This window comes from Pseudomonas sp. IT-P4 (genome assembly GCF_949767755.1).
Taxonomy (GTDB): Bacteria; Pseudomonadota; Gammaproteobacteria; order Pseudomonadales; family Pseudomonadaceae; genus Aquipseudomonas; species Aquipseudomonas monachiensis.
The window spans coordinates 43,644-61,353 of the sequence record NZ_CATKPX010000045.1 but is presented as its reverse complement, the minus strand read 5'-3'; the positions used below and the strand labels follow the sequence as shown (position 1 = coordinate 61,353).

At 60.3% G+C, this 17,710-nt stretch carries 16 protein-coding genes and 1 pseudogene; 5 read left to right on the top strand and 12 right to left on the bottom strand.

Annotated elements, in window-relative coordinates:
• Positions 1-109: 109 nt before the first annotated feature.
• The 4 genes from ACM6IT_RS18255 to ACM6IT_RS18240 form a co-directional block, all read right to left on the bottom strand.
• Entirely contained in the window at positions 110-1,099 is a 990-nt protein-coding gene (locus ACM6IT_RS18255; RefSeq protein ID WP_414918457.1) for a FecR family protein, read from the bottom strand.
• Complete coding sequence (locus tag ACM6IT_RS18250) at positions 1,096-1,668, bottom strand: RNA polymerase sigma factor (RefSeq protein WP_414918456.1); 573 nt, start codon at positions 1,666-1,668, stop codon at positions 1,096-1,098. The genes ACM6IT_RS18255 and ACM6IT_RS18250 overlap by 4 nt, the downstream gene beginning before the upstream one ends.
• A gap of 253 nt (positions 1,669-1,921) precedes the next feature.
• Complete coding sequence (locus ACM6IT_RS18245; protein WP_008046771.1) at positions 1,922-2,329, bottom strand: HPF/RaiA family ribosome-associated protein; 408 nt, start codon at positions 2,327-2,329, stop codon at positions 1,922-1,924.
• Between the two features lie 214 nt (positions 2,330-2,543).
• Positions 2,544-3,491, bottom strand: a complete 948-nt coding sequence (locus ACM6IT_RS18240) for a LysR substrate-binding domain-containing protein (RefSeq protein ID WP_056728454.1) — start codon at positions 3,489-3,491, stop codon at positions 2,544-2,546.
• Positions 3,492-3,626: 135 nt separating this feature from the next.
• Here ACM6IT_RS18240 and ACM6IT_RS18235 point away from each other — a divergent pair, with 135 nt between their 5' ends.
• The gene (locus ACM6IT_RS18235; protein ID WP_414918455.1) at positions 3,627-5,003 is read left to right on the top strand and encodes an L-serine ammonia-lyase; all 1,377 of its coding nucleotides are present in this window, start codon (positions 3,627-3,629) and stop codon (positions 5,001-5,003) included.
• A gap of 242 nt (positions 5,004-5,245) precedes the next feature.
• Complete coding sequence (locus tag ACM6IT_RS18230; protein ID WP_414918454.1) at positions 5,246-5,563, top strand: DUF3509 domain-containing protein; 318 nt, start codon at positions 5,246-5,248, stop codon at positions 5,561-5,563.
• Here the strand turns inward: ACM6IT_RS18230 and ACM6IT_RS18225 are convergent.
• Positions 5,560-6,060: a phosphate-starvation-inducible protein PsiE gene (locus tag ACM6IT_RS18225; RefSeq protein ID WP_008000650.1), complete on the bottom strand. Its 501-nt coding sequence runs from the start codon at positions 6,058-6,060 to the stop codon at positions 5,560-5,562. The two genes, ACM6IT_RS18230 and ACM6IT_RS18225, sit on opposite strands and share 4 nt — an antisense overlap.
• A 275-nt stretch (positions 6,061-6,335) precedes the next feature.
• Between ACM6IT_RS18225 and ACM6IT_RS18220 the strand changes: the two are divergent.
• Positions 6,336-6,575, top strand: a pseudogene (locus ACM6IT_RS18220) (YebG family protein); the annotation flags it as partial.
• A gap of 193 nt (positions 6,576-6,768) precedes the next feature.
• Here ACM6IT_RS18220 and ACM6IT_RS18215 read toward each other — a convergent pair.
• Positions 6,769-7,788, bottom strand: coding sequence for a Glu/Leu/Phe/Val dehydrogenase family protein (locus ACM6IT_RS18215; RefSeq protein ID WP_056728446.1), 1,020 nt, complete (start codon positions 7,786-7,788; stop codon positions 6,769-6,771).
• A gap of 183 nt (positions 7,789-7,971) precedes the next feature.
• Here ACM6IT_RS18215 and ACM6IT_RS18210 point away from each other — a divergent pair, with 183 nt between their 5' ends.
• Positions 7,972-8,775 carry a SirB1 family protein gene (locus tag ACM6IT_RS18210; RefSeq protein ID WP_056728445.1) on the top strand — a complete coding sequence of 268 codons (804 nt, stop codon included), beginning with the start codon at positions 7,972-7,974 and terminating at the stop codon, positions 8,773-8,775.
• A gap of 87 nt (positions 8,776-8,862) precedes the next feature.
• Here ACM6IT_RS18210 and maiA read toward each other — a convergent pair whose 3' ends face one another.
• The 3 genes from maiA to hmgA are packed head-to-tail and all read right to left on the bottom strand — an operon-like array spanning position 8,863 to position 12,123.
• Positions 8,863-9,498 (bottom strand): maleylacetoacetate isomerase, encoded by a 636-nt coding sequence (gene maiA, locus ACM6IT_RS18205; RefSeq protein WP_223542478.1) that lies wholly within the window; start codon positions 9,496-9,498, stop codon positions 8,863-8,865.
• 12 nt (positions 9,499-9,510) lie between these two features.
• Positions 9,511-10,815: a fumarylacetoacetase gene (gene fahA, locus ACM6IT_RS18200; RefSeq protein ID WP_414918453.1), complete on the bottom strand. Its 1,305-nt coding sequence runs from the start codon at positions 10,813-10,815 to the stop codon at positions 9,511-9,513.
• Between the two features lie 3 nt (positions 10,816-10,818).
• Positions 10,819-12,123, bottom strand: a complete 1,305-nt coding sequence (hmgA, locus tag ACM6IT_RS18195) for a homogentisate 1,2-dioxygenase (protein ID WP_056728438.1) — start codon at positions 12,121-12,123, stop codon at positions 10,819-10,821.
• 163 nt (positions 12,124-12,286) lie between these two features.
• Between hmgA and ACM6IT_RS18190 the strand changes: the two genes are divergently transcribed.
• Entirely contained in the window at positions 12,287-13,084 is a 798-nt protein-coding gene (locus tag ACM6IT_RS18190; protein ID WP_414918452.1) for an IclR family transcriptional regulator, read from the top strand.
• 56 nt (positions 13,085-13,140) lie between these two features.
• Here ACM6IT_RS18190 and ACM6IT_RS18185 read toward each other — a convergent pair whose 3' ends face one another.
• The 3 genes from ACM6IT_RS18185 to ACM6IT_RS18175 all read right to left on the bottom strand — a co-directional run bounded on the left by ACM6IT_RS18185 (position 13,141) and on the right by ACM6IT_RS18175 (position 17,710).
• Positions 13,141-13,452, bottom strand: coding sequence for a hypothetical protein (locus tag ACM6IT_RS18185; RefSeq protein ID WP_414918451.1), 312 nt, complete (start codon positions 13,450-13,452; stop codon positions 13,141-13,143).
• Between the two features lie 199 nt (positions 13,453-13,651).
• On the bottom strand, positions 13,652-16,198 hold the full coding sequence (locus ACM6IT_RS18180) for a LuxR C-terminal-related transcriptional regulator (protein WP_414918450.1): 2,547 nt from the start codon (positions 16,196-16,198) through the stop codon (positions 13,652-13,654).
• A 141-nt stretch (positions 16,199-16,339) separates the two neighbouring features.
• Entirely contained in the window at positions 16,340-17,710 is a 1,371-nt protein-coding gene (locus ACM6IT_RS18175) for a DUF1329 domain-containing protein (RefSeq protein ID WP_414918449.1), read from the bottom strand.

Sequence of the window (17,710 nt, the reverse complement as noted above, 5' to 3'; positions counted from 1 at the left end):
TCGCAGTTTCAGTCACTACACGAATGGCAATCGGGTTTACCTCAGCAAAAAAATGAAAATATTTTTACATTGAGTTATTGGGTGCCTGTTCGCGATGGAGCCAATCGATTCAACGCAAAATAATCAGATGCCCCATAACCTGATGCTGCTCAAACCCCAACACTCCCTGCAACGAACTCAACACCGCCTGCGGGTTCCTGCTCGGAAAGCTGCCACTGACCCGGCGCATCGCCAGTTCATCGTTGAGTATCAAGATCCGCCCGGGGTAATAGCGCGCCAAATCCTGCACCACATCGGCCAGCGTCGCCTTGTAGTAATTGAGCCAGCCCTGGCGCCAGGCCAACTGCGCTTCGCTGTCTACCGCGTGGAGTTTCTCCGCCGAGCCTTCGCCATAGGCCACTTGCTGGCCGGCGGTGAGGATTTGTTGCTCGGCGTTCTGCTGCGCCGTCACGCCAACCCGTCCCGACAGCACCGTGACCTGTGCACCGTGGGGCTGCAAACGGACTTCGAACTGCGTCCCCAGGACCCGCGCCTGACCTTTTTCCGCGTCGACCACAAAGGGTTCCCCCGTATGCGTCACGCTGAAAAAACCGGTGCCACGACGCAGTTGCACATGTCGCTCCCCGCGACTGAAATCCACGGCGATGGCGCTGTCGGCATCCAGTGTCACCTGTGACTGATCGGCCAGGGTGACGGTGCGGATTTCTCCCGGTGCCGAGACGTAATCCGCCCCCAGGTCATCGATCCAGCGCATCGGCTGCCAGCCTGTGCCGAGACTGATCATCAACAGCAGACATGCGGCCATCGCCAACACACCGGACCAGCGCCCAACCGTGCTGCGCCGCGGCTTGTCCATGGCGTTGAGATACCCCTGCAAGGCAAAAGCGTCTTCATTGGCAAGTGTGCGCGCCGGCCCTTCGCTCAACTCCCACAGGACCTGCGCCCGGGCATAGGCCTCGGCATGGGCGGGGTCGGCCTGCAACCATTGGCTGAACTTCACTTGGTCACCCCTGCCGGGCTGGTCATGTAACAGGCTCAGCCAGCCCAGCGCGGCCTGCTCCTGCGCAGGTGTCGGAACGACGCGTTCGAAGTGGTTCACGGTGCTTTCCCTGGCGTACGCGGATCGGGCTCCCGAAGGCTGGCCTTGCAGGCTTCGAGGGCGCGCATCATATGTTTTTCCACGGCACTTTGGGACAAGCCCATGGCCTTGGCGATCTCGGCGTATTTGCGGCCGTGAATGCGATTGAGCAAGAAGATCTGCCGCGTGCGCTCCGGCAAGGTGCGCAACGCGGCTTCGACGTTGCGCAAATCGTTGCCCGCCTCCAGTGCCGCTTGCGGTCCGCTGCCATCGCCGTCCGTTGGTTCCACCATCAAGCCTTCGCTGGCCCGGCCCCGCGTGCCTTCACTGCGCAAATGGTCGATGGCGATGTTGCTGGCACAGCGCAACAGGTAGGTGCTGAGTTCCTCGACTTGCACCAGCGGCCGCTTCCAGAAACGCAGGAACAAATCCTGTACCAGGTCAGCCGCCGTCGCCCGGCAACCGACACGCCGACTCACCAGTGCTTCCATTTGCGAACGCTGGGAGAGAAACACCTGGAGAAAATGCGCACGGTCGCCACGCTGTTGATCGTGCTCGATATCGTGGGGGTCGGGGGGCAGAGTGATCATCGTTCATGTTTCGACCTGAAAACCGGTGAGGCCACGACAGCGTCAGGGGGCCGGCAAGGCCGCGATAATAATGATAAATATTCTCACATGCAAAAAGATCGGGTGTAGCCCTCTATGTACGCGCGTTGATTGCAGCGCAAACCTGGCTGTCCCACAGCCAGTCAATGACCATGGAATCCAAAAGCCACCGAAAACAAAACGGGCCTGCAATGCAGGCCCGTTTTCATGGAAAGGTAAAAAAGTGAATCAGGTGTCAGCCGTTAAGCGCTGCCTGTTCGTTCTCAAGAAACTCTTCTTCCAGCAGATGGTCGGCATGGGCAGCGCTCTCGATGGGCACCACATTGGCTCGTTTTCCGCGTAATTTGCCGAACATATGCTCCAGCGCATGTTCAAGTTTGGTGGCCGCTCCGTCGATCGCCTGCTCCATGGTGGAGGCTTTATGGGTGACGGAAACCGGTTGATGGCCTTTTGGCCGCGCCTCCAGCTGGCAGCGCATGTCGTGGGGACCCGGCTTGTCGCCGTTCTCGTCCCGCAGGTGGACCTCGACTCGTGTCAGGTCCTCTTCGTAGCGTTCGAGCGTGCTCTCAATGGTCGTACGTACCCACTCCTCCAGTCGTTTACTGCCTTGAATATGGTTATCGCTATTGACTTGGATTTGCATAGTTCATCCCTTATTTCAGCTAGCTCGCGAGAGGCCGGTCAGCTAAGCCCTTGGGCGTCATCACCGTGACCTCTTACTTACACAATCGGTCTGTACGCTGAACAATTCAACCCCTGAAAAAAGATAAATATTCATACGCAAAAAAAGCCGGACAACGAGCAAAAGCGCTGTTACTGTCGGGAGTCGGGTCGCCCTGCTTACCCGCCAAAATTTCTCACATCTGCTGCTCCCCCAGCGGGTGCAGGCTGCGAAAAGCACCCGCCTCCTCCACCAACCAATCGTGCACCGCACGCACACCCGGATGGCTCAACGCCCCCGGTGCGTAAAGCAGCATGTAGCGCTTGTGATTGGGCACCGCCAGGCCAAACGGCACGATCAAGGCTCCACGCTCCAACTCATCATTGAGCAAGGTTCGGCGCGCAATCGCCACGCCCATCCCGGCGATGGCCGCTTCGATGGTCAGGTGATTGCGATTGAAGGTATGGCCACGTCGCACATCCGCGCCCTCGAAGCCGATGGCATTGAGGTAAAACTCCCATTCCGCGTACTCATAGCTGCCGCGCCAGGCGGTGATGTCGTGCAGCAAGGGAAAGTGCATCAGGTCTGCCGGACCGTGCAGCGGCGGACGACCACGCAACAGGCTCGGCGCGCACACCGGAAAAATCTGTTCATCAAGCAAGGCTGTGGATAACAGGCCCGGATAACTGCCGTCATTGAGGTCGATCGCCAGGTCGAAGTCGCCTTCATGCAACGGCACGCTGCTGTCCTCGGCCACCAGGCGCAACTGAATGTCCGGAAAGCGCTGCTGCAAGCGCGGCAGGCGCGGCGTCAGCCATTTGCTCAGGAACGACGGAATCGAACGCACCCGCAGGATCCCGCTGATCATGCCCGCATCCAGTCGCCGCAATTCCGCGTCGATGCTGCCAAAGGCCTCGTTGACGGTAATGGCCAGGCGCTGGCCTTCTGCGCTCAGCTCCACCCCGCGGGCGCGACGGTGAAACAGGCGAAAGCCCAGGCGTTCTTCCAGCTGGCGGATCTGCTGGCTGACCGCTCCCGGTGTGATGTGCAGCTCTTCGGCGCACCGGGTGAACGACAGGTGCCGCGCGGCACAGGCAAACACGTTCAGCCAGACATACGTCTGGGCGTGTAATTGACGGCTCATCGTTTAGTCCTGCTAAAGGATGTCTTAGGAATTTTCGTTGGTCACGCAGGATCGTGACAGGCAGTATCGCCCAAATTGCGCTTGTCCTACAGAAATGGCAGCGATTCCCCTTCCATTACATGTACAGGCTTTAGCATGGCTATCAGTGTTTTCGATCTCTTCAAAGTCGGCATCGGCCCGTCCAGTTCCCATACCGTCGGTCCGATGCGCGCTGCCGCAACCTTTGCCCAAGCGCTGCTCAATCAGGGTTTTCTGGCTGACGTGCGACGCGTGGAAATTCGCCTTTACGGTTCTCTGTCGGCGACCGGTGTCGGCCACGCAACGGACCGCGCCTGCGTCATGGGCCTGATGGGCGAATGGCCCGACCGCATCGATCCGACCACCATCGACAGCCGCATTCACACCCTGCGCGAAACCGGTAAATTGTGCCTGGCAGGCGTAACGGAAATTGCCTTCGACTGGCAACGCGACCTCCTGCTGCTAAACGAAAGCCTGCCTTACCACCCCAACGCCATGTCCCTGGCAGCCGTCGGTGAAACCGGCGAACTGTTCGAGCAGACCTACTACTCGGTGGGTGGCGGTTTCATCATCGAAGCGGCCGAAGCCGAATCCGGGATCGCACCGGCCGGTGATGTGGTGCTGCCTTACGATTTCTCCAGCGCCGCCGAACTGCTCAAGCTCTGCAACCAGCACGGGCTGCGGGTGAGCGAACTGATGATGGCCAACGAACGGGCCTGGCGCAGTGACGCAGACATTCGCCAGGGCTTGCTGCATATCTGGTCGGTGATGCGCGAATGCGTCGAACAGGGCTTGCGCCACGAAGGCATCTTGCCCGGCGGTCTGAATGTGCCGCGTCGAGCGGCGAAACTGCATCGCAGCCTGCAGGAAATCGGCAAGCCGAATGTCATTACGTCCACCTTGTCGGCAATGGAATGGGTCAACCTGTACGCCCTTGCCGTGAACGAAGAAAACGCCGCCGGCGGGCGCATGGTCACGGCACCGACCAACGGCGCGGCGGGGATCATTCCGGCAGTGCTGCACTACTACATGAAGTTCAATGCCGATGCGTCTGACGATGACGTGGTCTCGTTCTTTTTGGGCGCAGCTGCGGTCGGCATCCTGTGCAAGAAAAACGCATCGATCTCCGGGGCTGAAGTCGGCTGCCAGGGTGAAGTCGGCTCCGCCTGCGCCATGGCCGCCGCCGGCCTGGCAGAGGTGCTTGGCGCCACCCCGGAGCAGCTGGAGAACGCCGCCGAAATCGGTCTGGAACACAACCTCGGTCTTACCTGCGACCCGGTTGGCGGACTGGTGCAAGTGCCGTGCATCGAGCGCAACGCGATCGCCGCCGTGAAGGCCATCAACGCCACGCAAATGGCCCTGCGCGGCGATGGCCAGCACTTCATCTCCCTGGACCGGGTGATCCGTACCATGCGCGACACCGGGGCCGACATGCACGACAAATACAAAGAGACGTCACGGGGCGGCCTGGCGGTGAACTGGGTGGAATGTTGACCATTTTGGTTGCACGCCAGCCGTTATTGCCCTGAAACGGGCAGGCAAAGGCAGACAAAAACCAGGCGGGCCTCAGTGCCCGCCTTTTTGTTACCGGTTTTTTTGTCCGACAATTTTCCGGCATGGGCCTTGCTACTTCCCTGCTGGAACAATGATGGCGAGATGGCCGGTGGTCAGGCATTGCGAACCAACCCGATCACGGCCGGTCAACAACTGCACGTTCAATCAGGCGGTGACGCATCATGGACAACCCTTTTCAGCTCATTACCGATGCCTTTGCAGCGGATTACCAGATCAACCTGAGCATTCAGGGCCTGGATGGCAGCATCATGCTGACCCTGTCCAACAGTGGCCGCGTAGTCGCAAAACGCATGATCAGCGCCGAACAACGCAATGATCCCGAGCGCCTGAAACGACTGGTGCAAAGCATCCAGTTCGGCATTGCCATCGAGCAGGGCCACAGCGCCGTGGCCATCCTCGAATCCATGACCGATGGCGGCACGCGCAGCCTGCCGCTGCCATCAGCCAATGGCCGTCCCCGACCCGCCATGGGGCTTTAAAGCTCGCCCTTTTCTACTTCCGGATGTTCACTGGAGCCCGCACCGGTCTTGCGATGTGGGTTCTCGATCTTCACCGAAGGAAATTGCGACGAAGCGTACCGCACCACCAAAATCGCAAACGCCAGCAGCAGAATCCCGCCGCACAGGTAGATGATCCCCAGGTCCGGCGGGTTGTGGTGCGAAACGTTGGAAATCAGCAGCCGCGTCAGCGCGGTGATCGCCACGTAGATCAGGAAGCGCACGGGCATGTGGTTGGTCTTGAAGTAAATCCCGACCATCGCCCCCAGTTCCAGGTAGATGAACAGCAGCAAGATGTCATCGATCTTGATGTGCCCTTCTTCGATCATCCCGAGAAACTCCATTACCGCCGCCCACGCGGTCACCGCACCAATGGCGAACAACGCCAGGTAGTGAAAGGTTTCGACGAACAGATTGCCCAGGGACTCGGCCAGTTCATGCACGTTCTGCCGCAGTTTTTCGGCCCAGTTGATTTTCACGATGCTGCTTCCTTAGGTCGATTCGACCGGATGATGCGGGTTGGACGTGACGGTTTTCCTGCATGCAGAAAAAAGGCCAGCCCATGATGGCGAGCCGCTCTGGATTACGCGCCGTGGCGTTTGGTCGCACCTGCGCACGCCTTGCCTGACAAATCCCGAATCCGGTCTACATTAAAAAGCCACTACCCAAAAGACAGGGTTTCGCTTATCCTTTAGCTGTATATAGATACAGTAGTCGAAATCGACAACCAATGTGAAGGCATGTGAGGTGGTGAATGGCCGTCGAAGTGGTATACCGCAGCAGCCGAGATCTGGAGCGCTTGTTCATGGATAAAGCCGAAGCTGACCGTCATGACAAAATGCTCGAACTGGCCGAATTGCTGGCTGAAGTGTTACAGAAAGCCGTTCCGTCCCTGACCGAGCAGCAAGTGGAAGAAGCCGGGATTTACATGGCGAAAAATCGCGACGTATTCGCCAAGGCGTTCAAGAGCCAGCCGGATGCCCTGTCCGAACTGCTCAGCGCACCGGTTGAAGTCGCACAACCTGTTGCAGAGGTCGAGGTCGTTGAGGCCGCTGAGCCTGTCACCCCGGCCAAGCCTGCCAAGGCCCCCAAAGCCGCCAAGTAGGCAAAGCCCGAATTGAACAGGCCCTGAGTCGAATGACCCAGGGCCTTTTTCATGCCCGTTACAAAAAAGATCGCCCGAGCTTCTATCGGTACAACACTTTCTCCGCCAACTCGTCGGCCACCCGTGCGGGGGAGCGTTTTTCCGCCTGGGCGTGGGCGAACACTTCGGTCAGGCGCGAACTGATTTTCGACAGGTGTGCGGTGATGGTCGGCAGCTCTTCGCCGCGGTGCTTGAGCGACACGTAAATCAGCCCACCGGCGTTGATCACGTAATCAGGCGCATACAGGATGCCCCGGCGTTCCAGTTGGTCGGCGACATCCAGATGTGTCAGCTGATTGTTCGCCGAACCGGCCACCGCCGAGCATCGCAACTGCGTCACGGTATGGCTGTTGAGTACTCCGCCCAGTCCGCAGGGCGCGAGGATGTCGCAAGGTGTACTGAGCAGCGCGTCGTTGGCAATCGGGTGGGCGCCGAGTTGCTCCATGGCCAATTGCACCTTGCCATGATCGATGTCGCTGACCAGCAGTTCGGCACCGGCGGCGTGCAGCTGTTCGGCCAATGCATACCCGACATTGCCCAGGCCCTGGATGGCAACGCGCAGGCCTTCGAGGTTGTCACTGCCGAGCCGGGCCATGGCGGTGCTGCGGATACCGGTGAACACGCCCATCGCCGCGTGGGGCGCTGGGTCACCCGCCGAAGTGGTGCTGGTGACGTGCTGGGTTTGCTGGGCGATGCAATCCATGTCCGCCACTGAGGTGCCGCTGTCGATGGCGGTGATGTAGCGGCCCTCGAGCTGTTCTATGCAGCGTCCGAAGGCTTCGAACAATGCCGCGCGGTTTTCCACATGGGCCGGGCGCACGATCACCGCCACGCCGCCGCCCTGGGCCAGGCCAGCCAGCGCAGCCTTGTAGCTCATGCCCTGGGCCAGGCGCACAGCATCCTCGACCGCCGATTCGTCGTTAGGGTAGGCAAGGTAACGACAACCGCCCAGGGCAGGCCCCAGCCGGCTGTTATGAATGGCAATGACCGCCTTCAACCCGGTGACCGAGTCAACGCTCAGATGCAGCGATTCAAGGCGAGTACTTTGCATGAGAGCGAACATCGTAAGGCTCCCGAATCACTTCTTGTAGACGCCAGTATAGGCTTGCGCCCAAAAATTGCAGAAGCGCACCGGAATAAGCACGGTCCCGATGCAGACTTTCGGAAATATCCTGTGGTCGCCCTTTTACAGCACTGGACGAACGCCGGAGAGGGGGCTAAAACGAGGCATTGCCCGGAGATTTTGATGACCCCGCGCCAATCGTTCTTCGCCTGCCTGCAACGTTCACCGCCCGCGCTGTTCGAGGCGGCACTGTGGATTGCGGCCGAGCACGACAGCGAGGTGCAGCCGCAAGCACTGTTGGCCGATTTTCAGGAGCTACAACAACGGGTCAGTGGCGGCTTGCCGATGCTGCCGGTCAGTGAGCTGGCCCAGCCGCTGCTGCGGCGCTTGAATGACCTTGGCTTCGCCCAGGACGACTTCACCCCCTTGCGCCCGCAAGTGGCACTGCTGGACAAAGTACTGGAGCGCCGACGTGGGCAACCCTTGACGCTGGGGCTGATTGCGCTGGAGTTGGCCAGGGGCCTGGAGATTCCCATGGTCGGGGTCAACTTCCCCGGGCATTTCCTGCTGCGGGTGCCGGGCGCCGATCATTTGCTCGACCCCTGCGGTGGCCGTCGCCTTTATCCGAACGATTGTCGGGAACTGCTGCAGCGCCAGTATGGCCCGAACATGAAGCTCAACGCCGATCACCTGACAACCGCCGAGCCGGTGCAGATGCTGCAACGGTTGTCGCGCAACCTGCGCCAGTTGTACCTGTCCCACGACGATTTCATCAATGCCTTGATCGACGCCGAGCGCGTCCTGGAACTGGGCAATGCCACTGCGGCCGACTATCTGGCCCGGGCCAGCCTGTACCAACGGCTGGACTGCCCGAACGCCGAGCGTTTTGACCTGGAGCATGCGTTGCTGCTCAGCGACGATCCGATCCAGCGGATTCGCCTGACGGAAAGGCTGGGGCATTTGCCGCCCAATTCCATCGTCCATTAAACGCAACAGATCGCAGCCTGCGGCAGCTCCTACGAGGATCGGGGTAGGAGCTGCCGCAGGCTGCGATCTTTTGATCCTGCTTCTGACTTAAGGCGTGTCTGGCTGATTCGCCGGATGCGCCTTTATGAACGCCGGGTGCGTCGCCGCCAATGCCGCCACTCGCCGAATCCGAGGGTAAGCCTCAAGAGAAACATTGAACCGCTCGGCCGCGTACAACTGCGGGATCAGGTAGACGTCCGCCAGCCCGGGTTCGGGGCCGAAGCAGTAACCCTCATCACCGATCAACTGCTCCACCGTGGAAAGCCCCTGCCCGATCCAGTGACCGATCCACTCCACCACCTGCGGTTCATCGTGGCCCGACTGGCGCAGCCGATTGAGCACGCTGACGTTGTGCAGCGGGTGCACATCGCAGCCGATCACTGCCGCCACGCCGCGCTCGTGGGCACGGGCAGCCAGGTCTTTGGACAGCAATGGCACCTGTGGATAACGTTCCTCCAGGTACTCGATGATCGCGGGAGACTGGATCAGCAAATCGCCTTCATCGGTGCGCAAGGCCGGCACGCGGCCCTGAGGGTTGATGCCCAGATAAGGAGGCTGTCGATGCTCGCCACCCTGCGGTGCGATCAGGTTGACCGGCAAGGATTGATAATCCAGGCCCTTGAGCGCCAACGCGATACGCACCCGGTACGAGGACGTCGAACGGTAGTAGGTATAGAGTTCCATGCCCCGCTCCTGTTAGCGCGCCGGCAGCACTTTGCCGCGGCATTCGCCGAAACCGATGGAAGCAAAACCGTCGCGGCGGCAACGGCCGCGCAGGATGATTTCGTCACCGTCCTCAAGGAATTTACGCACTTCGCCCGAGGCCAGTTCGATCGGCTTTTTACCGCCTTCGGTGATTTCCAGCAGGCTGCCGAACTGACCGTTCTGCGGCCCCGACAAGGTGCCCGAACCGAACAAGTCACCGGCCTGCAATTGGCAGCCGTTGACGCTGTGATGCGCGACCATTTGCGCCACGGTCCAGTACATGTGCCCGGTGTTGCTCAGGGTCAGGCGATGGGCTGGCAGGTTCTGTTCGCGCATGGCCTCGGTGAGCAGCAATACTTCCAGCTCGATGTCGAACGCGCCAGCAGCCTGATCGCGCTTGTCGAGCAGGTACGGCAGCGGCTGCGGATCGCCTTGGGGACGTGCAGGCTGGGCACGACGGAACGGCTCCAGCGCTTCGGCGGTGACCACCCACGGCGAGATGCTGGTGATGAAGCTTTTCGACAGGAACGGTCCCAGTGGCTGGTATTCCCAGGCCTGGATATCCCGTGCCGACCAGTCGTTGAGCAGGCAGAAACCGGCGATGTGATCAGCGGCGTCGCCAATGGCAATCGAGTCGCCCATGTCGTTGCCCTGGCCGATCCAGATACCCAGTTCCAGTTCGTAGTCCAGGCGCGCGCAAGGACCGAAGGTCGGCTCGGTTTGACCGGCCGGCAAGGTCTGGCCTTTCGGGCGACGTACGTCGGTACCGGACGGGCGAATGGTCGACGCACGACCGTGGTAGCCGATTGGCACGTACTTGTAGTTCGGCAGCAACGGGTTGTCGGGACGGAACAGTTTGCCGACGTTCTGCGCGTGCTCGATGCCGACGTAGAAGTCGGTGTAGTCGTTGATTTTCGCCGGCAGGTGCATCTGGCAATCCGCCGCCAGCGGCAGCAGTTTTGCGCCCTGGGCTTCAATCTTGCCGTGCAGGGTGCAGCCCTCGGCGAACAGTTCCAGCAAACGCTCGCGCAAGGCGACGCGAGCCTCGCGGCCCAGTTCGAAGAACGCATTCAGCTCGCCGCCACGGGTAGCCTCGACGGCAGTCTTCGCGGCGCCATCGAACAATCCGGCCTCAAGGGCTGCTTGCAGATCAAAGATATGCTCGCCAATGGCCACGCCACTTCGCGGTGCCGAGCCGTTGAGGCTGAACACGCCCAGTGGCAGGTTTTGCAGGGGGAAATCCGCGTGGCCGTTGGCGGATGCAACCCAGCTGCGTGTGATGGAAGTCTGCGTCATGGGTTATCTCCGGGTCGGGTCGAAAGTGGCGGGCAACGTAGCCCAGCAGGCGTCGTAAGTGTTTTGCAGTTGCGGGCAATCGAGGGCGAAACGGCTTGGGCGCAACACTTGGCTGGTCTCGAACATGAACGCCATGGTGTTGTCGATTTTCGCCGGCTTGAGGTCCGCGTTGATCGCTTTGGTGCACGTCTCGCCGTCGGGACCGTGGGCGCTCATGCAGCTGTGCAACGAAGCACCGCCCGGCACAAAGCCTTCGGCCTTGGCGTCGTACTCGCCCTGGATCAAACCCATGAATTCGTTCATCAGGTTGCGATGGAACCACGGCGGACGGAAGGTTTTCTCGGCCACCATCCAGCGTGGCGGGAAGATCACGAAGTCGAGGTTGGCCAGGCCGTGAACGCTGGTCGGCGAGGTCAGCACGGTGAAGATCGACGGATCGGGGTGATCGAAACTGACGGTGCCGATGGTGTTGAAACGGCGCAGGTCATATTTGTACGGCACATTGTTACCGTGCCAGGCGACCACGTTGAGTGGCGAATGATTGAGCTCGCAGGCCCACAACTCGCCGAGGAACTTCTGCACCAGCGTGGTGGGTTGTTGCAGGTTTTCGTAGGCCGCCACCGGGGTCAGGAAGTCCCGTGGATTGGCCAGGCCATTGCTGCCAATCGGTCCCAGGTCCGGCAGACGCAGCGGCGCGCCATGGTTTTCGGCGACGTAACCGCGGGCTTGCGGATCGAGCAATTCGATGCGGAATTTAAGGCCGCGTGGCAGTACGGCAATTTCCAGCGGTTCGAGTTCAAGCACGCCCAGTTCGGTGGCGATGCGCAGGCGCCCCAGTTCAGGTACCAGTAACATCTCGCCATCAGCATTGAAGAACACGCGCTCCATGGAACGGTTGGCGCGGTAGTTATAGATGCTGATCCCGGCCGGCTTTTCGGCGCCCGAGTTGGCGGCCATGCTCACCAGGCCGTCGATGAAATCGGTCGGCTCGGCAGGAATGTCCAGCGGGTTCCAGCGCAGGCGGTTGGGGGTCACCTCACCCAGCGGGCCGCCCGCCAGTTGCCGGTCCAGTTTGACGAATGCCGGGTGATTGGCCGACGGCTGAATGCGATACATCCAGGTCCGCCGCGCTTCGCTGCGCGCCATGGTGAACGCCGTGCCGGAGAACAGTTCGGTGTAAAGACCGTACGGGGCTTTTTGCGGGGAGTTCTGGCCGACAGGCAGTGCGCCGGGCAACGCTTCGCTGCTGAATTCGTTGCCGAAGCCTGACTGGTAGGCCAGCGCTGGCATCGTTGAATCGGGGTTCATGGAGCCTCCTGAACAGGGAGTCGGCAGTGGCCGCTCGCTCTGTTGCAGAGGTCGAGGCACGCCCGGGTTGTTTTTATCGTAATTTGATTACGCATAACGTAATTTGATTGGTATTGACCGTCAAGCTATAAAGACGCCCATTCGTCCCGGGATCCCAGCCACCATGGAAAAAACCAGCGACAACAACGGTAAACAGAAAGTCCGCTCGGCCGAGGTTGGTACAGACATCCTCAAGGCTCTGGCCGAGTTGTCGCCTTCGACTTCGCTGTCGCGCCTGGCCGAACATGTGCAGATGCCGGCGAGCAAGGTTCACCGCTATTTGCAGGCCTTGATCGCCAGTGGATTCGCCGAACAGAACGCCGCCACCAACCATTACGGCCTGGGCCGCGAAGCCCTGCGCGTAGGGTTGGCGGCTCTCAACAGCATGGACGTGCTAAAAGTCGCCGCCCTGCCCCTGGCTGAACTGCGCGACGACTTGAACGAAACCTGTTTCCTGGCGGTATGGGGCAATCAGGGCGCAACCGTGGTGCATATCGAACCGGCGGTGCGTGCGGTGACGGTGGTGACACAACTGGGTTCGGTGTTGCCGTTGCTCAGTTCTTCGACGGGACTGGTGTTTGGCGCCTACCTGCCGAAACGCGAAACCGAGGATCTGCGCGTGCAGGAATTGCAGTCCCAAGCAGCCCACGCGCTGGCAGACGATCAGGCCTATGCGGCCCAGTGCGAACAAATCCGCGCACGCGGTTTGCACCATGTACATGGTTTACTGCTGCCAGGGGTGGATGCCTTGTCGGCACCAGTGTTCAACGCGATGGGCAGAGTGGTTGCCGTGCTGACGGTGGTGGGGCCGACATCGTTGTTCCATGCCGATGAAAACGGTCCGGCGGCGCAGCGTCTGTTATCCGCCAGCCATGCGGTCAGCTGGCGCTTGGGTTTTGAACCCGCCGTATCCGCAACCTGATTGCGGCAGCTGTGCCAACCAAGGGGTTGGCACAACTACTTTGATAGAACCACCAATCAGCTCAGTAAATCCCGGGCAATTGCTGCACCCATTTCATTGAGCTCATCAAGTTTCACACCATCGAAACGATATTTCCGGTCAAAGGTGTACCGTTCGGAAAAGATCCCAAGATTCTCACTGGAGAATCTTGGGACCTCACCGTCCTGCAACTTAAGGAAAAATGCCCATACCAGTGATTGAGAGTAAATAACCGTCGAATCGTTAGCCGACGCAATTGCATTGATATATACCTTATCGACATCAATGCCGCGACCACCGAGCCTTGCATGCAACTTGGCCCGCACCAACTCCCTTGTCAGTTGCCCCATATCTTAAAACTCCATAATTAATAGTTATTAGCGCTAGTGCCCTGACAAACATGACCTTGACCGAGCACTATCGAACATATTAATCAACCCACCGCGCAATGCACGCAAATTGGTCAGCGCCGACAACCATACTAATCAACATGGTTATTTATGCACGAAACCGTATGTTTTAATTCATTTCCAAACGAAAAACAAACAACTACCAACTCTGCATTATCAACCCCAACTTCTTCGCCATGGCAACTGCCTGTGTCCGCCGTTCCACACCCAACTTGCTGTGAATGCGCCGGGCATGGGTTTTCACCGTATGCAAAGAAATGAACAGTTGCTCGGCAATTTGCTGATTGGAATTACCCTGGGCAATCAGGCCGAGCACCTCCAGCTCCCGACTGCTCAGCAGGCTGGCATCCAGGGCCAGCGCGGTCACCGTCTCCTCGCCTTGTAATCGACAGATCAGGCTCGGCTGGCGCAAGTTCAAATCACGCAACGCCTGTTGCCCCTGACAACGCTTGACCAACGCCAGACCGGCCTGCAGAGCTGCGTGGGCCATGTCCGGCTCACCCGTCAGGTCCGCCACTTCGCTGATCGCCAAATGCAGTTCCGTTTCCAGCGCCAGCATGGCGTGTTGTTGGGCGTGCTCGAGTAACGCCCTGAGTCGATCCAATGGACGTTGCACCAGTTGCAGTTGGGTTTCGGCCAACACCAGCTGGTATTCGATACGTGCAATCAAGTGCAGCGTGGCCGGCGGTGCCTGGCGCGCGTGGGCCCCGTGGTAATGACGCAAGACTCGGGTCAACGCTTCCCGGGCCAATTCCGGGCGCCCTTGTTGCAGCCAGAAATGACTGCTGATTTGCAGCAGCACCCCGCGATACACCGTGTCGGGGATCTGCCGTTGCTGCATCAACCGTTCGGCCTCGCGCAGACGATCAAACGCATGGGCGTAGTCGCGTTGATTGGCCGCCAGTTGCGCCTGCCCCAAAAATCCGTACAACACGTGCTTGTCCTGACTGTGCAAACAGTCATCAAGGCCCGCCTGGAAACATTCGCCGGCCAATTCATCCTGGCCCTGGCACAGGGCCAACCGACCACGCCGCAGGGCGATTCGTCCCAGCAGTGGCGTCGGTCGATCGGCCTGTCGCCCGAGCATTTCATGGATGTCGGCCAGCAACTGCGCTGCTCGCCGCGGCGCACCACGCTGCTCCAGCAACTGGGCATGATCGAGTTCGAGCAAGCCTTCAAACAGCAACGAGCCTTGTGCCCGCGCCAGGCACAGGGCGTCACGATTGAAGGCCTGGGCGGCATCGAGGTCGGCGTTGAGTAGCGCTTGCTGGGTCAACCCGGACAGACACAGTAACCGTGCGGGCCACGCCTCGGCCGCCAACTCGCCCAGCGCCTCGATAAAATGCGCCCGTGCCGCCGGCAGGCGTCCCTGCAAATGCAGCAACCAGCCCTGTTGCGCCTGCCAACGTGCCAGCAGTTGCCGTTGCAAGGATGCCGTCGGTTGCGGGGCAAATCGGGACAGTTGCCCAATGCAGGCAGCCGCCTGCTCGAAACGCCCGGCAAACAGCAACGCCGCGGTGATCAACCCCACCCGTTGCGGCGTGCCCAGGGTCAACTGTTCACCCAGTTGCTCGTGCAGTTTGAGTAACCAGCTGACGTTCTGACGCTTGAACAGATGCTCAAAACTGAAGTGTTGCATCAGGCTGACCGCGACTTCGTGCTCTTGCGCCAGCAACGCCTGCTCGAAGGCACCCTGCCAGTCTTCTTCGGCGCTGAACCACTGGCACGCGCGGCGATGCCAGGATCGTCCGGCCGGGGTCGGCTCTTCACGCATCTCCCGGGCCAGTGGCTCGAAGATTCGCAACCACTCGACGGAGTCTTCCCAGGGTTCAATGAAGCAGCCCATGTCCTGCAACGCGTGCAGCCACTGCGCGCCCTCACCCGTACCGAAAAGATGCTCGCACAGGCTGGCGTTGAAGCGGGGCAGATGAACCAGCACCTGCCAGACCTCAACCAGTTCCGGCGGCAAGGTATTGAACAATTCGTGCTGCAGATAATCGAGCAATGTCGCCGAACGCCCCTGCTCACCCGACCACGGACAACCATTGAGCAACGCGATCCGCACGCCAGCGCACCAGCCACCGCTGCGCTGTACCACCCGTTTGGCGGTTTGCGCCGCCAGGCTCGGCTCGACATGACCGAGCAACTGCCCGACCTCGGCCTCGGTAAACGCCAGCGCCCGGGCTTCGCACTCGTACAACTCATCATCGAGCAGCAGCCGCGGCCAGTTGCAGGGCGGTCGTCGACGGGAACCCAGCCACCAGGTCAGTGCCGGGCTGGCGACGGCCAACAGACGATCGAGCATCCGGTCGAGTTCCGGATCGGGTGCCCGGCAGTAATCATCGAGAAACAGCCAGGTCGGCGCCTGTAATCGGGCAAGATACGCCAGCAGCCCGGGCTCATCCCTCGAGGGCAGGCCCAGCGCTTGCGTCAGGCGCAACAAAAAATCGGCGGCGCTCAACGACGCCCCCGCCAGCGGCAGCCAACAGACCCGAACGTGCTCCGGCGCCCGCAGCAGGCATTCGGTGAGCAATGCACTCTTGCCACTACCGGCCGGCGCGCAAAGCAACTTCACCCGCGCAGTCGAAACCAGCATGGGCTCGATCAGCCGCTCGCGGGACAGATGATGGGACGACAGTCGGGGCAGGAAGCCAGGGCGGTCCAGACAGTGCGTCATTGCAGTCATTGTGGTGCGCCTTTTTTATAGTTCTGGCGCCACCCTAGCCCCCTCCCGAGCGCTTGTTGAAGAAGTATTCAACACACTGATCGACCGCTATAAAAAAGGTGACCGCAAAGTCACCCTTTTGTGTAGGAGCCTGTAGGAAACCTACCGAACCCCCGTGCTACGCAAGGCTGCTGGCGTGTAGTCCCCCGCTTTTGCATCGATGTTGAATTCGAAGCTGCGCTTCTCTTCATTCTTCATTCCAAGGGCGATGTAGCGACCGGCAATCAGGTCATACAGCGCTTCGACGGTGTAGGCCGGTACCTGGTGATCGTAGTAGAACTGGGCATGCCCTTCGGCGACGCGCCAGAGTTGACCACGCCCGTCGTAGTGGTCGGCCAGCGCCACTTGCCAGCTGTCTTCATCGATATACATGTGGCGTTTGGCGTACACGTGGCGTTCGCTCGGCTTGACCGTGGCGACGACTTCCCAGACCCGGTGCAACTCGTAGCGAGTCAGGTCCTGATTAATGTGCCCGGCCTTGATCACATCGGTGTACTTGAGGTTTGGCGAGTCGAGCTTGTAGCTGTTGTAGGGGATGTACATCTCCTTTTTGCCGATCAGTTTCCAGTCGTAGCGATCCGGCGCGCCGGAAAACATGTCGAAGTTGTCGGTGGTGCGCAGGCCGTCGGACGAGGTGCCGACGCCGTCATAAGCAACCTGTGGCGCACGCCGTACCCGGCGCTGGCCTGCGTTGTAGATCCAGGCCTTGCGCGGCTCCTTGACCTGGTCCAGGGTCTCGTGGACCAGCAACACGTTGCCCGCCAGCCGCGCCGGTGCGGTCACTTCCTGCTTGAAGTAGTTGAGGACGTTATCGTCGCTGCCCGGTTTCAGATCGCTGAGCAACGACGGCACGGCGACCTCGTCCTTGAAGCGGATCACGGTGAAGTCACCATTGGATTGTGGTGTCGCCTGGGTGATGGTGCGGCGCAGATTACCGCCGTGGTAACGAGTGACGTGGTTCCAGATCACTTCCACGCCATTCTTCGGAATCGGGAATGCGTAGTAGCGATTGCCGGTGAAATTGGCCAGACCGTTACCGTCATTGATCGGTGTTACGTTCAGCGCGCTGCGCTTGGCCGACTCATAGATTTCTGCCGGTAACGCCACAGTGCGATGGCTCGGGTAGACCGGAATCCTGTAGGTCTCGGGATAGCGCTTGAACATCGCGACCTGGCCGTCAGAGAGCTTGTCCTTGTACTTGTCGACGGTCGCCGCGGTGATCACGAACAAGGGCTTTTCGTTGGCGAAGGGGTCAGCCAGGAAACCCTTGCTGTCCACCGCGCCAGCGTTTTTCGGGATGCCTCCGGTCCAGGCCGGAATCGAGCCATCGGCATTGCCGGCCTTCTCGGCACCGAGTGGGGTCAGGCTGGCGCCGAGCTTGTTGGCTTCTTGCGGCGACACCGCGGCTATAACGTTGGCGGCCAGCAGACTCAGGGCCAGAACGGTGCCCAATTGCAGAATCATCTTGCGCAT

What these genes read in the sequence shown, in the direction of transcription:
- ACM6IT_RS18210 (WP_056728445.1), top strand. Translation starts at nt 7,972, where the DNA reads ATGACCCCGCGCCAATCGTTCTTCGCCTGCCTGCAACGTTCACCGCCC.
- maiA (WP_223542478.1), bottom strand. Translation starts at nt 9,498, where the DNA reads ATGGAACTCTATACCTACTACCGTTCGACGTCCTCGTACCGGGTGCGT.
- ACM6IT_RS18230 (WP_414918454.1), top strand. Translation starts at nt 5,246, where the DNA reads ATGGACAACCCTTTTCAGCTCATTACCGATGCCTTTGCAGCGGATTAC.
- ACM6IT_RS18245 (WP_008046771.1), bottom strand. Translation starts at nt 2,329, where the DNA reads ATGCAAATCCAAGTCAATAGCGATAACCATATTCAAGGCAGTAAACGA.
- ACM6IT_RS18215 (WP_056728446.1), bottom strand. Translation starts at nt 7,788, where the DNA reads ATGTTCGCTCTCATGCAAAGTACTCGCCTTGAATCGCTGCATCTGAGC.
- ACM6IT_RS18235 (WP_414918455.1), top strand. Translation starts at nt 3,627, where the DNA reads ATGGCTATCAGTGTTTTCGATCTCTTCAAAGTCGGCATCGGCCCGTCC.
- ACM6IT_RS18240 (WP_056728454.1), bottom strand. Translation starts at nt 3,491, where the DNA reads ATGAGCCGTCAATTACACGCCCAGACGTATGTCTGGCTGAACGTGTTT.
- ACM6IT_RS18250 (WP_414918456.1), bottom strand. Translation starts at nt 1,668, where the DNA reads ATGATCACTCTGCCCCCCGACCCCCACGATATCGAGCACGATCAACAG.
- ACM6IT_RS18185 (WP_414918451.1), bottom strand. Translation starts at nt 13,452, where the DNA reads ATGGGGCAACTGACAAGGGAGTTGGTGCGGGCCAAGTTGCATGCAAGG.
- ACM6IT_RS18190 (WP_414918452.1), top strand. Translation starts at nt 12,287, where the DNA reads ATGGAAAAAACCAGCGACAACAACGGTAAACAGAAAGTCCGCTCGGCC.
- hmgA (WP_056728438.1), bottom strand. Translation starts at nt 12,123, where the DNA reads ATGAACCCCGATTCAACGATGCCAGCGCTGGCCTACCAGTCAGGCTTC.
- fahA (WP_414918453.1), bottom strand. Translation starts at nt 10,815, where the DNA reads ATGACGCAGACTTCCATCACACGCAGCTGGGTTGCATCCGCCAACGGC.
- ACM6IT_RS18180 (WP_414918450.1), bottom strand. Translation starts at nt 16,198, where the DNA reads ATGACTGCAATGACGCACTGTCTGGACCGCCCTGGCTTCCTGCCCCGA.
- ACM6IT_RS18175 (WP_414918449.1), bottom strand. Translation starts at nt 17,710, where the DNA reads ATGCGCAAGATGATTCTGCAATTGGGCACCGTTCTGGCCCTGAGTCTG.